The sequence below is a fragment of the Gilvibacter sp. SZ-19 genome, assembly GCF_002163875.1.
In the GTDB taxonomy this organism is placed as follows: domain Bacteria; phylum Bacteroidota; class Bacteroidia; order Flavobacteriales; family Flavobacteriaceae; genus Gilvibacter.
Genome location: NZ_CP019333.1, coordinates 2,161,186 through 2,176,457 on the forward strand (window position 1 = coordinate 2,161,186; position 15,272 = coordinate 2,176,457).

The 15,272-nt window shown below is 45.1% G+C and carries 14 protein-coding genes; 7 read left to right on the plus strand and 7 right to left on the minus strand.

Translation table 11 applies throughout. The features are described from left to right. Positions 1-4: 4 nt before the first annotated feature. The gene (locus BTO09_RS10075) at positions 5-1,537 is read right to left on the minus strand and encodes a helicase HerA-like domain-containing protein (RefSeq protein ID WP_087524655.1); all 1,533 of its coding nucleotides are present in this window, start codon (positions 1,535-1,537) and stop codon (positions 5-7) included. 87 nt (positions 1,538-1,624) lie between these two features. On the opposite strand from BTO09_RS10075, the gene BTO09_RS10080 reads away from it, so the two are divergent. Both BTO09_RS10080 and BTO09_RS10085 read left to right on the plus strand, forming a co-directional pair. Continuing rightward, positions 1,625-2,128 (plus strand): RidA family protein, encoded by a 504-nt coding sequence (locus tag BTO09_RS10080; protein WP_232454946.1) that lies wholly within the window; start codon positions 1,625-1,627, stop codon positions 2,126-2,128. 90 nt (positions 2,129-2,218) lie between these two features. Next, positions 2,219-2,797 carry a 7-carboxy-7-deazaguanine synthase QueE gene (locus BTO09_RS10085; protein WP_087525541.1) on the plus strand — a complete coding sequence of 193 codons (579 nt, stop codon included), beginning with the start codon at positions 2,219-2,221 and terminating at the stop codon, positions 2,795-2,797. Between the two features lie 61 nt (positions 2,798-2,858). On the opposite strand, the gene BTO09_RS10090 is transcribed toward BTO09_RS10085, so the two are convergent. Beyond that, entirely contained in the window at positions 2,859-3,407 is a 549-nt protein-coding gene (locus BTO09_RS10090) for a DUF2911 domain-containing protein (RefSeq protein WP_087524657.1), read from the minus strand. A gap of 272 nt (positions 3,408-3,679) precedes the next feature. On the opposite strand from BTO09_RS10090, the gene gyrB reads away from it, so the two are divergent. From gyrB to secDF, 4 genes are all read left to right on the plus strand, one after another. Next, positions 3,680-5,620, plus strand: coding sequence for a DNA topoisomerase (ATP-hydrolyzing) subunit B (gene gyrB / locus BTO09_RS10095; protein WP_087524658.1), 1,941 nt, complete (start codon positions 3,680-3,682; stop codon positions 5,618-5,620). 198 nt (positions 5,621-5,818) lie between these two features. After that, on the plus strand, positions 5,819-6,745 hold the full coding sequence (mdh, locus tag BTO09_RS10100; protein ID WP_087524659.1) for a malate dehydrogenase: 927 nt from the start codon (positions 5,819-5,821) through the stop codon (positions 6,743-6,745). A 132-nt stretch (positions 6,746-6,877) separates the two neighbouring features. Continuing rightward, positions 6,878-7,471, plus strand: a complete 594-nt coding sequence (locus BTO09_RS10105) for a hypothetical protein (RefSeq protein WP_087524660.1) — start codon at positions 6,878-6,880, stop codon at positions 7,469-7,471. 169 nt (positions 7,472-7,640) lie between these two features. Continuing rightward, positions 7,641-10,667, plus strand: coding sequence for a protein translocase subunit SecDF (secDF, locus tag BTO09_RS10110; RefSeq protein WP_087524661.1), 3,027 nt, complete (start codon positions 7,641-7,643; stop codon positions 10,665-10,667). Positions 10,668-10,729: 62 nt separating this feature from the next. Here secDF and BTO09_RS10115 read toward each other — a convergent pair whose 3' ends face one another. The 5 genes from BTO09_RS10115 to folE all read right to left on the minus strand — a co-directional run bounded on the left by BTO09_RS10115 (position 10,730) and on the right by folE (position 14,684). Beyond that, positions 10,730-11,215 (minus strand): DUF192 domain-containing protein, encoded by a 486-nt coding sequence (locus BTO09_RS10115; RefSeq protein ID WP_087524662.1) that lies wholly within the window; start codon positions 11,213-11,215, stop codon positions 10,730-10,732. Beyond that, positions 11,216-12,151 carry a prolipoprotein diacylglyceryl transferase gene (gene lgt / locus BTO09_RS10120; protein WP_087524663.1) on the minus strand — a complete coding sequence of 312 codons (936 nt, stop codon included), beginning with the start codon at positions 12,149-12,151 and terminating at the stop codon, positions 11,216-11,218. Between the two features lie 61 nt (positions 12,152-12,212). After that, positions 12,213-12,482 (minus strand): membrane protein insertion efficiency factor YidD, encoded by a 270-nt coding sequence (yidD, locus tag BTO09_RS10125; protein ID WP_087525542.1) that lies wholly within the window; start codon positions 12,480-12,482, stop codon positions 12,213-12,215. Positions 12,483-12,492: 10 nt separating this feature from the next. After that, the gene (gene cysS / locus BTO09_RS10130; protein WP_087524664.1) at positions 12,493-13,965 is read right to left on the minus strand and encodes a cysteine--tRNA ligase; all 1,473 of its coding nucleotides are present in this window, start codon (positions 13,963-13,965) and stop codon (positions 12,493-12,495) included. Positions 13,966-14,006: 41 nt separating this feature from the next. After that, positions 14,007-14,684 carry a GTP cyclohydrolase I FolE gene (gene folE / locus BTO09_RS10135; protein WP_087524665.1) on the minus strand — a complete coding sequence of 226 codons (678 nt, stop codon included), beginning with the start codon at positions 14,682-14,684 and terminating at the stop codon, positions 14,007-14,009. A 147-nt stretch (positions 14,685-14,831) separates the two neighbouring features. Here folE and BTO09_RS10140 point away from each other — a divergent pair, with 147 nt between their 5' ends. Next, positions 14,832-15,272: a hypothetical protein gene (locus BTO09_RS10140; RefSeq protein ID WP_157663485.1), complete on the plus strand. Its 441-nt coding sequence runs from the start codon at positions 14,832-14,834 to the stop codon at positions 15,270-15,272.

Below are 15,272 nucleotides of genomic sequence, written 5' to 3' on the forward strand. Positions count from 1 at the left end.
TTAATTACTTGATTAATTTTCCTAAAATTCCGAGTACCGAACGGATCACAGTTGGGCTTGTCAAGACCTTGACCACCGGATTCTGTCTGCTTGAGCGTCTGCTACTAGAGCTTCTGCGGCTACTGGCTCGGCTGGTCTCTTTTTTCTCTTTTTCAGCTTTGGCGCGCGTTTCTTCACGCTCGGCAACTTCGATTTTCTTGTTGAGCAGCTCGTAGGCGCTTTCGCGGTCGATCTCCTCGTTGTATTTTTTTATCAGCTTTGAATTGTCTATCAATTCTTTCAACTCGTCGTCTTCTAGAACGTCCATACGACTCATAGGGGCGCGAAGCATGGTCGCAGCCAATGGCGTAGGAACCCCTTTCTCGTTAAGGGCGGTAACTAAGGCTTCTCCAATTCCTAAAGAGGTCAATACCTCGTCTGTTTTGTAATAATCAGAGAGCGGATAGTTCTCTGCAGTGAGTTTTATGGCCTTTCTGTCTTTGGCAGTAAAAGCACGTAGTGCATGTTGGATCTTAAGTCCCAATTGACTCAATACAGCTTCTGGCACATCTGTTGGGTTCTGCGTCACAAAGTAAAGTCCAACACCTTTAGAACGAATTAGTTTTACTATGGATTCAATTTGATCCAAAAGCGCTTCACTGGCTTCTTTGAAAATTAGGTGCGCCTCGTCGATAAAGATCACCAACTCCGGACGACCACTATCTCCTTGTTCTGGGAAGGTGGAATAGATCTCTGCCAAAAGAGATAGCATAAAGGTAGAGAAGAGCTTTGGGCGGTCTTGGATGTCCGTTAAACGAACCACATTGATATAGCCCATGCCATTGTCATCTACACGCAGCAAATCATCAGTATCAAATGATTTCTCCCCAAAGAAAAGATCTCCCCCTTGCTGTTCCAGTTCTACAACGCGTCTAAGAATAGCTCCGGTAGATGCTGGCGAAATTCGGCCGTATTCATCGGCAAATTCCTTTTTACCTTCATTGGTGGAGTATTGCAGGATCTTTTTAAAATCCTTAAGGTCTAAGAGCGGCAGTTTGTTATCGTCGCAATACTTAAAGATTATAGAGATGATCCCGGCTTGGGTCTCTGATACATTCAAAATTCTTGAAAGCAGTACGGGCCCGAATTCGCTCACTGTTGCACGAAGACGCACTCCGTCTTGCTCAGAAAGCGATAAGATCTCTACAGGAAACTTTTTGGCTTCGAACGGGAAACCGATCTTTTGGTGACGCTCGTCGATCTTTGGGTGCCCGGGACTTGGTTGGGCAATTCCCGATAGGTCTCCTTTCATATCCATAAGCAGCACAGGCACGCCGTGAGCGGACAGGTTCTCTGCTACGATCTGTAAGGTCTTTGTTTTTCCGGTACCGGTTGCTCCCGCGATAAGACCGTGTCTGTTCATGGTCTTTAACGGAATTTTGACCAAAGCGTTGGTCACTGTTTCGTCATTGAGCATTCCTGCGCCCAGGGTGATATACTCTCCCTTACAGGCATAACCGTTGTTGATGTGATCAAAGAATTCCTGAGTCTGACTCATGCTGATGGATTTTGTCGTAAAAATAGGAATTGTCCTTTAGCTACTGAAATAATTACTACCTTAATACAATACATTAGCCGTTAAGACATGAAATCATACCCTTTAGCGTTTGTGCTGCTTATGAGCCTGTTGGTTTTTAGCTGCCGATTCGCCTCCGAAGAAACACCTGATACGCCAACACCAACAGCTGCTCCAGAGCCGAGTCAAGTAAAACCTGAATTCCATGCTTCGCATTTGGAAAGCAGGCAAAACACACCTTTTAGCGATGTCGTGCAAGTGGGCAACACCTTTTACCTTTCCGGACAAATTGGACGCGACCACGCTGCTGGTAAATTGGTCGATGGAGGAATAGAGGCAGAGACACGTCAGACCTTAGAGAACATAAAGGCGGTGCTAAATCACCACGGTTTGGAAATGGCAGATGTGGTCAAGGCGATGGTTGTGTTGGACGATATTGAAGACTTCGCTGCTTTCAATGCAATTTATACCAGTTATTTTCCGCAGCGACCTGCCCGTACGACCTTCGCTGCAGAAGCTCTTGCGGCAGGAGCAAAAATAGAGATCGAGGTCGTTGCAGTTAAAAGCGAATAAATAAGGCTAGTTGCCGGGCATTGCATATCTTTGCCGCCTGTGGATCCGCAAGTAAAAAAAGAAGTAGACCTAGGCATACAGTTGCCGCTTATGGAAGCCTTTTACACCATTCAAGGTGAGGGCTTTCACAAGGGAACTGCAGCCTATTTTGTGCGCATTGGTGGCTGCGATGTTGGCTGCCATTGGTGCGATGTAAAGGAGAGTTGGAACGCCGAGCTACATCCACCCACTCGAACAGAAGATATTGTCTCAGAAGCGCTTAAACACAGCGACACGGTTGTTGTGACGGGTGGTGAGCCGCTCACTTGGAACATGGAGCCGCTCACATCAGCCTTGAAAGAACGCGGTGCCAAAGTTCATATTGAAACTTCTGGGGCTTACAACTTGACCGGACAATGGGATTGGATCTGTTTGTCTCCCAAGAAAGTAAAACTACCCTTAGAGCCTATTTACAAAGAGGCCGACGAACTCAAGGTGATCGTCTATAACAAACACGATCTGCAGTTTGCAGAAGAGCAAGCTGCCAAGGTAGGGGAGCAGTGTATCTTGTACTTACAACCCGAATGGAGTGTACGCGACAAGGTCATGCCACTCATAGTGGATTATGTGATGGCCAACCCCAAGTGGAAGGTATCGCTACAGACCCATAAATATTTGAATATCCCTTAAGATCAAAGCATAAAAAAACACCGCTCTCGGCGGTGTTTTGTTTTTTTAAGGAAAGGTGAACTTAGGCCTTTTTAAAAGGTACAGTCACGCGAACTTTGTCCCACCCCATGTGTAGGTCAACACCTCCGTCACCTTCTGTAAAGAGCATGCTAAACGCCTCTACAGAGTCGTCCGCCATGCTAGCAGGAACTTTTGCACGAGCCACATCATTAGCTTCTTTGTAGAAATAAGCCCCCCAAGCGTTGAGGTCGCTGTTAATGATAACGGTCCATTCATTATCACCAGGAATGGTAAATAGCGAATAGGTCCCGGCAGGGATCTTCTTGCCGTCTAGAGTCATATCTACGTAGAAAGTGATCTCTGCGCATTCGTTGGCTCCAGTTCTCCAAACTTCTCCATTAGGAGCCAATTTGGCTAGGCTGCGCCCTTTTAGCTGCGGACGGCTGTATTGTACTTTGACCAATTTGTTTGCTTCGCGGTAGTTGTCCGGATAAGAAGCCACATCCATAGGTGACTTGTACAGACCTTTAAAGTCTTGTGCATTTAGGTTGCCGGCAGCCAGAATTACAAGGCTGAAAGCAAGACCTTTAAGGATAGATTTTAATTTCATCTTTTTTGGTTTTATGTTAATATTTTGGATCGCTTAACAATGTGTTAGTCACAAAAATATCTAAAACTTACCGGGCAATTCAAGATTTTAAGAATCTTTAGGATTTGATCGCTTCTCCACAGCGGATTTACCCCACCCAAAAAGGGGTGTTTTTTTCACAATTTCTTGTTAATAACTTAAGGGTCTTAAAGCGCTCGAAATACTAGATTTTACAGCGGTTTTCGTTATATTTGTGAGTCTTACAAAATCACACAAAAAATCAGCTAACTTTTATGAGTGACGAGCAGAATAAAAAAGGGTATGGTGCAGACAGTATCCAGGCCCTTGAAGGCATGGAGCACGTTCGAAAAAGACCCTCCATGTACATTGGAGATGTCGGGGTTCGAGGACTGCATCATTTGGTATACGAGGTTGTCGATAACTCCATCGATGAGGCGCTTGCAGGCCATTGTGATACCATCGGAGTTTGGATCAACGAAGACAACTCCATAACAGTACAAGATAACGGACGGGGTATTCCTGTCGATATACATAAAAAAGAAGGTGTTTCTGCCCTAGAAGTGGTAATGACCAAGATCGGTGCCGGAGGTAAGTTCGACAAGGACTCCTACAAGGTATCCGGAGGTTTGCACGGAGTTGGGGTGAGTTGTGTTAACGCACTCTCAGAGCACTTAAAAGCTACTGTTTACCGCGATGGTAAAGTCTGGGAGCAAGAGTACGAGCGCGGAAAGACCTTGTATCCGGTAAAATCAGTAGGGACAACAGATCAGCGAGGTACCACGGTGACCTTTAAGCCAGACCCGGTGATCTTTACTCAGGTATTGGTCTACAATTACGATACTTTGGCAAGTCGTCTACGCGAGTTGGCTTTCTTGAACAAGGGAATCACTATTACCATTACCGACCGTCGTCATAAGGACGAAGAAGGCAATGAGATTACTGAGACCTTCCACAGTACAGAAGGACTTAAAGAGTTTATCAAGTATCTAGACGATACACGTGAACCTATCATAGCAGATGTGATCTCTATGGAAGGCGAAAAGAATGGAACTCCTGTTGAGGTGGCCATGATCTACAACACTTCCTTTAACGAGAACCTGCATTCTTATGTAAACAATATCAACACCCACGAGGGTGGTACGCACCTTTCTGGTTTTAGACGTGGATTGACCACTACTTTAAAGAAATACGCCGATTCTTCTGGGATGTTAGACAAATTGAAGTTTGATATTTCTGGGGATGATTTCCGTGAAGGATTAACGGCTATAGTCTCTGTAAAGGTATCTGAGCCTCAGTTCGAAGGACAGACTAAAACCAAACTCGGTAACCGTGAGGTAACTTCTGCGGTTTCTCAGGCGGTCTCCGAGATGTTAGAGAACTATTTGGAAGAAAACCCTCAAGATGCTAAGACCATCGTTCAGAAGGTGATCCTAGCGGCTCAAGCGCGCCATGCGGCACGTAAAGCTCGCGAGATGGTGCAGCGTAAAACAGTAATGAGCGGAGGAGGACTTCCTGGAAAGCTTTCTGACTGTTCGGAGCAAGATCCAGAAAAATGTGAAGTATTCCTCGTGGAGGGAGACTCTGCAGGGGGAACAGCTAAACAAGGTCGTGACCGTAATTTCCAAGCTATTTTGCCACTTCGTGGTAAGATCTTGAATGTGGAAAAGGCCATGCAACACAAGGTTTTCGAGAACGAAGAGATCCGCAACATCTTTACTGCTCTTGGGGTAACTATTGGAACCGAAGAGGACAGTAAAGCCTTGAACTTAGAAAAACTGCGTTACCACAAGATCGTGATCATGTGTGATGCGGATGTGGATGGTAGTCACATTGCTACCTTGATCTTGACATTCTTTTTCCGTTATATGCGCGATCTGATCGAGGCAGGACACGTATACATTGCAACGCCACCACTATACTTAGTGAAAAAAGGAGCTAAAAAGTCCTATGCGTGGGATGACAAAGAACGCGACCAAATTGTAGAGAGCTTTGGCGGTTCTGCAACTATTCAACGCTACAAAGGTCTTGGAGAGATGAATGCGGAGCAGCTTTGGGACACTACCATGAATCCAGAGTTTAGAACTTTGCGTCAGGTAACCATAGACAACGGAACCGAGGCAGATCGTATCTTCTCCATGCTTATGGGAGACGAGGTGCCGCCGCGTCGCGAGTTTATCGAGAAGAATGCAGTTTATGCGAACATCGATGCCTAAACTCCATCAGCAATAAAAAAGAAAACACCCCATAGCGGGTGTTTTTTTATGTCCAATTTTAAATGCAATTGGGCCTGCTTTATGGAATTTGAAAGATTCGCAAAGGGGTTTTGCTTTAATATTAGGTTAAGGTGCTGCTACAAACTGCTTTATTTCGTAATTTTGCACAAAATTTAACACCTAATAAAAATAAATACTATGAAAGTTACTGTTGTAGGCGCCGGAGCTGTAGGAGCAAGTTGCGCAGAGTACATTGCCATTAAGGATTTTGCTTCGGAAGTTGTTCTGTTGGACATCAAAGAAGGATATGCAGAAGGAAAGGCCATGGACTTGATGCAAACGGCTTCCCTTAACGGATTTGATACCCGTATTGTTGGAACCACCAACGACTATACCAAAACGGCTAACAGTGATATCGTAGTGATCACATCTGGTATTCCACGTAAACCTGGAATGACTCGCGAAGAGCTTATCGGAATCAACGCTGGGATCGTAAAGTCAGTATCTGCTGCGCTTATTGAGCAATCTCCAAACGCAATTATGATCGTGGTGAGTAACCCAATGGACACCATGACCTATTTGACTCATAAAACTACTGGGCTGCCTAAGCACCGTATCATCGGAATGGGTGGAGCACTAGACAGCGCGCGTTTCAAGTATCGTTTGGCAGAGGCTTTAGGAGCACCAATTAGCGATGTGGACGGTATGGTTATTGGAGGACACAGTGACAAAGGAATGGTGCCGCTAACGCGTTTGGCTACTCGTAACTCTGTTCCTGTAAGCGAGTTCATCTCAGACGAACGTCTAGACCAAGTGAAAGAGGATACTAAGGTAGGTGGTGCTACCTTGACCAAGCTTTTAGGAACTTCTGCCTGGTACGCGCCAGGTGCTGCTGTAAGTGCTTTGGTACAAGCCATTGCTTGCGACCAGAAGAAGATATTCCCTTGTTCTGCTTTACTAGAAGGTGAGTACGGACTCAGCGACCTATGTATCGGAGTGCCTGTAGTATTGGGTAGAAACGGTATTGAGAAGATCGTAGAGATCGACCTTTCTGATGCAGAGAAAGCACACCTGCAAGAAAGTGCTGCTGGAGTTCAGAAAACCAACGGTTTGTTAGAGCTATAATCGCTGATCGATATAAAAATTTAAAGCCACCTTCGGGTGGCTTTTTTTATGATTGCTGCTTCGGGGGAATTTCTTTGATTTTCAAAAGAGTACTCCCTTTTAAAAACCCTAAGAATCCTTTATATTTGGCGCATGAATTCAAAATGGTTATACGGAGCGCTCTTTGTACTGCTAGTTTCGCTAGGAGTGCAAATGGATCGTAACTTGCTGTCTCAGCAAGAGATCGCGCTTCAGTTTACCGAGCAAGGATTCACCCAAGAGAATGCCCAGCAAGCTATTGCAGAAGTTAAATCTCAGCTTCAAAAGGCAGGAGCGAATAATATTCAGCTGCTAGAAGTAGGAGCGGGTGAGCTCAAGATCACCTATTCCAGTAACTTAAGCGTTGCTCAGATCCAACAGCTGCTTGCCGATGCGGGTCTTGCCTTACATCAGCCTTTGGATGCGCCACAGACGCCCGAGCAGGATGTGCTGACAGCCTATCAATTAGACGTCTATGAGTTGCATGAAACTGGAACAGACCTAGACATTGAAGGCGCACCTGTAGTAGAGTTCCAAGTCAAAGAGCATTTAACGCATCCTAGCAGTGCAGGATTCCTTGTTTATGCGGAGTTTGAGCTGCCTACTTTACCTAAAGCAACCAAGGCTCAGCTCGGTGCTACGAATAACCAATTAAATCCACGACACGCATACTTACTTCCTGAAGTGCGTGCGGGCCCCACGGTCTAAGGGATTTTAGAGGACTCGACAACTTTTCAAAACCGAGGCCTTCCCAACTTTTGTCTTTAGAGGTTTGAAACCCTCAACCAGCTATTTAAAGTATATATCATATTCATTGTCGGCTTAGGCGCTAAGCTTTATATTTGCGCGTTTAAAATCCGACACAAAAAAAATAATCATGCAAAACAAAGGACTTATAACGGTATTCGCGATACTGTTTGGCTTGGTGAGTATTTACCAACTTTCCTATACTTTCATTTCCAGTAAGGTTGAAAGTGACGCAAAAACCTATGCGCAATCCTTGTTGCCAGAGACCGACCCAGAAGGGCGTGAGGCACTAGAGAACCAATATTTAGATTCAGTTGCGGCCCAGCCTGTACTTTTCGGGATCGATTACAAATCGGCCAAAGAAAAAGAGCTTAAGCGCGGTCTTGACCTTCAAGGGGGTATCAACGTAACGCTTCAGATCTCTGTGCGCGATATCCTTAAAGGATTGGCGGACAATTCTGAGCACCCTGCCTTTGTAAAGGCACTTAACGATGCCGATTCTTTACAGACACAGTCTCAAGACACTTACTTAGAGTCATTCTTCGAGGCGTTTGAGGCTATTCCTGGAGACAATCAATTGGCTAGCCCAAAGATCTTTGCCAACCGTACCTTAGACGATCTGATCGACCTAGACATGACCAACGATGAGGTGAAGCCTATCTTACGTCAAAAGATCGACGAGTCTATCGTTTCTGCGTTCGAAGTACTTAGAAAACGTATCGATAAGTTTGGGGTTACACAGCCAAACATTCAGCGTATCGGGCAGTCTGCTCGTATTTTGGTAGAATTACCGGGAGCTAAAGATATTGAGCGTACTAAGGAACTTTTAACCAGTACAGCCCTTTTGGAGTTCTGGGATCTTTACAAGTACGAAGACGTTGCTGCTTACCTTAATGATGCAAACGCCGTTATGGCCAACATCAACAAACAAGAAGCTGAAAGCGCAGAAACTGTTCAAGACACTACTAATCTAGACGATGATGTTTCTAACCTATTAGGAGGAGACAATGTAGACGGAACAGAGACTACTAGCGTTTCTAACACGCCACTCAACGACCTGATCAACGACTTCGGTTTTACCGGTGGTGCAACTCTTATGCGCGTTAAGCCAGAGAATGTAGAGGCTGTTAACGCAATTTTGAACAATCCGCAGGTAAAAGCGAGAATGCCACAAGGCATCCGCTATGCTAAGTTTGTTTGGGGGATTCCTCAAATGGACGATATCGCAGGAGAAGAATTGGTTTCTCTATATGCGCTAAAGAGCAATGCAGAAGAAAAGGCTCCACTTAGTGGTGGGGTAATCGTAGATGCGGCTCAAACTTACGACCAGTACAACAAAGTTGCTGTAGACATGCAGATGAACGGAGTTGGAGCACAGATCTGGGAGAAAATGACCGCAGATGCCTTTAAGAACCGCAGCCAGATCGCTGTTGTCCTTGATGACGTGGTATACTCTGCTCCAAGCGTTAGCAACGGTGCTATTTCTGGAGGTAGAACACAGATCACCGGAGACTTTACTGTAGTAGAAGGAGAAGACCTTGCCAACGTACTTAGAGCTGGTAAACTTCCTGCACGTGCAGAGATGATCCAAGGAGCGGTTGTAGGACCAACACTTGGTAAAGAAGCTATTAACAGTGGTATGATCTCCTTTGGGATCGCCTTGTTATTTGTTTTGGTATGGATGGTATTCTACTACGGTTTCGCCGGACTTTTTGCCGACGTTGCCTTGATAGTGAACATTTTGTTCATCTTCGGATGTTTGGCTGGTATTCCTGGAGCGGTATTGACCCTTCCTGGTATTGCGGGTATTGTACTTACCATTGGTATTTCTGTGGATGCGAACGTACTTATCTTTGAGCGTATCCGTGAAGAATTACAGAAAGGGAAAGCCCAGAAACTGGCTATTAAAGACGGTTTCAACAACGCTTTGTCTTCTATCTTAGATGCGAACATCACCACAGGTCTAACAGGTATCATTCTCTTGGTTTTCGGTACAGGACCTATTAAAGGTTTCGCCACTACCTTATTGATCGGTATCTTGACTTCTTTGTTTACCGCGATCTTTATCACGCGTTTGTTGATCGATTGGTATACTAAGAACGGTAAGAGCTTGAATTTCTCAACTCCTGCCACTAAGAACCTATTCAAGAACGTAAACATCGACTTCCTTGGCAAGCGCAAGATCGCTTATATCATTTCTGGTATTTTGATCGCCATTAGCTTAGGATCCCTTTTCACCAACTCTTTGAATATGGGGGTTGACTTTGTGGGAGGACGTACCTACATCGTGCGCTTTGACAAAGATGTTAACGTAGAAGAAGTTTCTCAGGATCTCATAGAAGTTTATGGTTCTGCGGAGGCAAAGACTTACGGTAGCGACAATCAGCTTAAGATCACCACCAAGTTCAAGGTAGAAGAAACTGGCTTGGAAGTGGATCGCGAGATAGAAGAATTGCTTTATAACGGACTTAAGCCAAATCTACCTGCGGACCTAACATTTGATGAGTTCTCTAGTAGCAGCGGCAAGGTCGATAAGCAAGTTGGGGTTATGGAGTCTAACAAAGTGAGTCCAACCATTGCCGATGATATCCAACAAGGATCTTTCTTGGCGGTACTCGGATCGCTGATCGTTGTATTCCTATATATCTTATTGCGATTTAGAAGATGGCAGTTCTCTTTGGGTGCTGTAGTTGCGGTATTCCACGATGTACTTATCGTACTCGGAGTATTCTCGCTCACCTATAAGATCATGCCTTTCAATATGGAGATCGACCAGTCGTTCATTGCGGCGATCCTGACGGTGATCGGGTACTCGCTCAACGATACCGTGGTTGTGTTTGACCGTATTCGTGAGTACTTTAACGAGCACTCTACTTGGAAGATGGACCGCATCATCAATGGAGCTTTGAACAGTACCTTGAGTCGTACGTTGAACACCTCGTTAACTACATTGATCGTACTACTTTCTATTTTCTTCTTAGGAGCTGAATCGATCCGCGGATTGATCTTCGCCTTGATCGTGGGTGTGGTAGTAGGTACCTATTCATCGATGTTCATCGCAACTCCAGTAATGTTCGATACTGTTAAAAAACGCGGAATCGACCTTACCGATAAGAATGCTAAGAAAGACGAAGAAGCAGAAGATCAAGCTGCTTAATCCGATCTAGAAATAAATAAAAAAGCCACTCAGACGAGTGGCTTTTTTTATGCTTGGTGTTTTTATTGAATTTCCCAGCTGAGCGAATCGCCAACTTTTATATTCCATTGGTCAGTCAGGCCGCCATTGAGTTCCAACACATATTTAGCGGGAGCTCCAGATGGGAGCGAGCTCGTGTTTAGCGGCCGAGCGTTCTTTTGAATGCTCACTACTTTTTGGTTGCTCCCAATGTAGATAATGTCTAAGGGGAAGCGGGTGTTCTTCATATAAAAGGCTTGCTGGCGTTCCTGGTCCATAATGAACAGCATGCCCTGTTTTTCTTCCATTCCGTTGCGATACATTAGCCCGGTCTGGCGTTCGTATTCGTTGTCTGCCACTTCAATGTCTATGGCAATACTTCCAATGCTGTCGGGCTTTACTATGGTCAGCTCACCTTCTTTAATAAAGGTGATCTCTTTGGCAGTAACAGTCTTATTAGCATCCGAAGTATCCTTGCAACTGCTAAATAACAGTGCTAAAACGATTCCGCTATAAAAAATTCGTCGCATCTAAGCAGTTTTTGTTTTGTAAAAGGTCGGTTTGCGGAACATCAGATATAGCCCAAAGATTATAAATGGAATACTAAGTAGTTGGCCTGTGTTGAGGCCAAAGGTGGTCAGGTATTCATCTCCTTGCGATTCTTTCATGAATTCTACCACAAAGCGTACGCTCCAAAGCAGGACAAAGAACAAACCGAACATATAGCCCAAACGCCATTTTTTGTCGGTCTTCCAATACACCAAATACATGATCGCAAAAGTGAGTACATAGCCTAATGCTTCATAGATCTGTGTGGGGTGTCTAAAAGGTACTGCCGCCAAAACCTCGGCAAATTGTGGGTCGTTCACTATGGCGCTGTAGGCCTCGCCTACGTCTTTCTTTCCGGTAATTGACATCACTTCGCCTGGGTTGAGGTCGTTGCGAACCAACTGCACGCCAAAGGCGTAATCGCCGCTCACTTTCCCAACGATCTCTGAGTTCATAAAATTCCCCAAACGCACAAAGGCTGCGCCTATGGCTGCTGGGACGGTGATTCGGTCAAAGATCCAAAGCACGTTCTTTTTAAGTTTTTTTCTGTTGTAAAGAATAAGGGCAATAACAACACCTATGGTCGCCCCATGACTTGCCAAGCCTTTAAAGCCTGTAAACTCGAATTCTGGCGTGGTTCTTATCGGCAGGAATACCGAAAAGAAATCTTGCGTAAAGAGTTCTGGCTGGTAAAAGATTACATGACCCAAGCGCGCTCCGAAGAGAATCGCCAACACCATATAAATAAAAAGGCTATCCAATTTTTCCAGGTTCTCTTTCTCGTTTTCAAAGATCCGCTTCATTAAATACCAGCCCAAAACAAAGGCCAATACATATGACAAACTGTAGAATCTAAGGGTGAATGATCCAATCTCTAGCCCTTCTATGGGGTTCCAGGTAAAACCTAAATATTGCATGGTGGTAGTCTATTTCGCCTTAAAGATAACAAAGCTACTCGGCTCTGCCCTTAAGGGATTCTTAATTTTCTTGTGTTTCTGAGCCCGTTTTGGCTGCGCCGGATTTTGGAGGAACCGGATCATAACCAGAACCACCCCAAGGATGACATCTGCCAATACGTTTGGCTGCCAACCAACTGCCCTTGAATAATCCGTGGGTTTTTAAGGCATCTACAGCATAGTGTGAGCAAGTGGGTTCAAAGCGACAAGTAGCCGGGGTTAGCGGCGAAATGATCCATTGATACAACTTGATCAGCAGTAAAAAGGGAGCGATCAGTATTTGTTTGAGCAGCTCCACGGGCTTACTTTAAAGAGTAGGTGGTGCCTTCTTTGCTGTCTTTGAGCTGAATACCCGCTTCGGCCAATTGATCGCGAATAGAATCGCTAGTGGCAAAATCTTTATTGGCACGCGCCTGATTTCTAAGTTCTATAAGCAGCCCAACAGTTTTATCTAGCTTATCGGTGTCTCCGCCGCCATTGCCAACAGTTTCCAAGCCCATAACTTCGAACATGAAGTCGTGCATGGTTTGTTTTAGCAGGGCAATATCCGCAGCGTTTAATTGCTGATTGCCTTCTGCGACTGCATGGATCAACTTGGCCGCATCAAACAAATGGGCTATGAGGATCGGGCTGTTAAAGTCGTCGTTCATCGCATCGTAGCAGGACTGCTTCCAAGCTGCGACGTCATAATCTGAACTGGTTCCGGCGCGTAGCTCATCGATCATCCCGTAGGCCTCCATTAGGCGCAAGTAACCTTTCTCTGAAGCGATTAGGGCATCGTTAGAGAAATCCAAGATACTTCTGTAGTGCGCCTGATACATAAAGAACTTTGCAACCGTTGGAGCAAAGGCCTTGCTGAGAATATCATTATTACCAGAGAACAACTCGTCTGGTAGAATATTGTTTCCTGTGGATTTCGCCATTTTCTTCCCGTTAAGGGTAAGCATATTGGCGTGCATCCAATAATTCACCGGATTGATCCCGGTAGAGGCTTCGGCCTGTGCGATCTCACATTCGTGATGCGGAAACTTAAGGTCCATCCCTCCGCCGTGAATATCAAAATTGTCTCCCAGATACTTGGTGCTCATGGCTGTACATTCCAAATGCCAGCCCGGGAAGCCATCGCTCCAAGGAGACGGCCAACGCATAATGTGTTCCGGCTCCGCCTTTTTCCAAAGTGCAAAATCCTGTGGATTCTTCTTCTCGCTCTGCGCAGCCAACTCGCGAGTGTTCGCGATCATGTCTTCCAACTTGCGTCCGCTGAGTTTTCCGTAAGCTTTGTCCTGGTTGAATTTCAAAACATCGAAATACACCGATCCATTCTTTTCGTAGGCATATCCCTTGTCCAAGATCTCCTGAACAATGCGTTGCTGCTCAATGATGTGGCCCGTAGCCGTAGGTTCAATACTCGGTGGCAAAGCGTTGAATTTGGCCATGATCTGGTGAAAGTCCACCGTATAACGCTGTACAATCTCCATGGGTTCCAACTGCTCAATACGCGCCTTTTTGGCAATTCTGTCTTCGCCGCTATCGGCATCGTTCTCCAAGTGCCCAGCATCGGTAATGTTGCGCACATAGCGCACCTTATACCCCAAGTGACGCAAATAGCGAAATACCAGATCGAAAGACAGGAAAGTACGACAGTTTCCCAAATGCACGTTACTGTACACAGTAGGTCCGCAGACATACATCCCAACAGCACCGGGTGTAATGGGTTTAAAGACTTCCTTTTCTTTGGTCAGGGAATTGTAAATGCGTAGTTCTTGCTGGATCATGGAATGGCCAGGTAATTAAATTGCTCCTTTAAATGGAGCTATTAGAATTCAGTATCTAAATTAATATAATCGAGAAACTCTCTGCGAACTGCCGGGTCTTTGAATTTGCCGCCAAATTCGCTCGTCACTGTACTGGAATCGATATCGCGTATCCCGCGTGAATTCACACAAAGGTGTTTGGCATCTATAACACAAGCAACATCTTGGGTGCCTAAAACGGCTTGCAATTCTTTAACGATCTGCATGGTCAGGCGTTCCTGAACCTGAGGACGCTTGGCGTAATAATCGACTATGCGATTCATCTTAGAAAGACCTACCACGGTGCCTTTAGAGATATATGCCACGTGGGCTTTCCCAACGATAGGCAGCAAATGGTGCTCGCAGGTAGAGTAAAGGGTTATGTTCTTTTCTACCAGGATTTCTCCGTACTTGTATTTGTTTTCAAAGGTGGAGGCAGACGGTTTTCTGTCTGGGTGGAGACCACCAAAGATCTCGTTGACAAACATCTTGGCAACTCGGGTTGGAGTTCCTTTAAGACTGTCATCCTCTAAATCTAAGCCCAGGGTTTCCATGATCTCTTTTACTTGCCCTTTGATGCGATCTATCTTCTCTATATCGCTCAGTTCAAAAGCATCAGGACGCAATGGAGTATCGGTAGATGAACCAACGTGTTCATCGCCCATGGCTTCTATTTCCTTAAGTTGTTTTTCTAAATCCATATATAGCTTGCGCTTTAAAGCGTATGCAAAGATACTCAAACCCCTGTTTTTAGATGATATCTTCACATAAAATTGTGGTGAAACCGCTATTCTTTAAGCGAGTAAGTCATAAAATTTTCTTAATTTTCCCCCTTTATATTCCCTGCAATGAAAATTAGAAAAATTTGTTGGGTGAGCTTAGTGTTCGCCTTGATGTGCGCTCCGCTTGTATTTGCGCAGACCACCAAACCTGATCCGGGAAATTTTGATCGATTTATAGCTCAGGTTTACACCGGAGAAGGTAGTAGGATGATCACCCCAGATAGCCGCCGATATGTCTTTATGAAAGACTTCTTAGAGAATCGTATTTCTTTCATTAGTTCGGATAAGGATAAACTGGCTGCCGGCAACTACAAAAAGCTCTCGCAAGTGCCCTTGTTCGATCTTTACAACAAAGGACTTATGCGCGATGCGAGCTTTGACCCAACCACCTTCAATCCGTTCAAATATCAACTTGGATTTTACGAGCCAGAAACGCAAGTTTTCCATGTGGATGGAACAGATTATCTCATTGTGATCCAACCGCAAGAATCCCGGAAAGATCGCTAA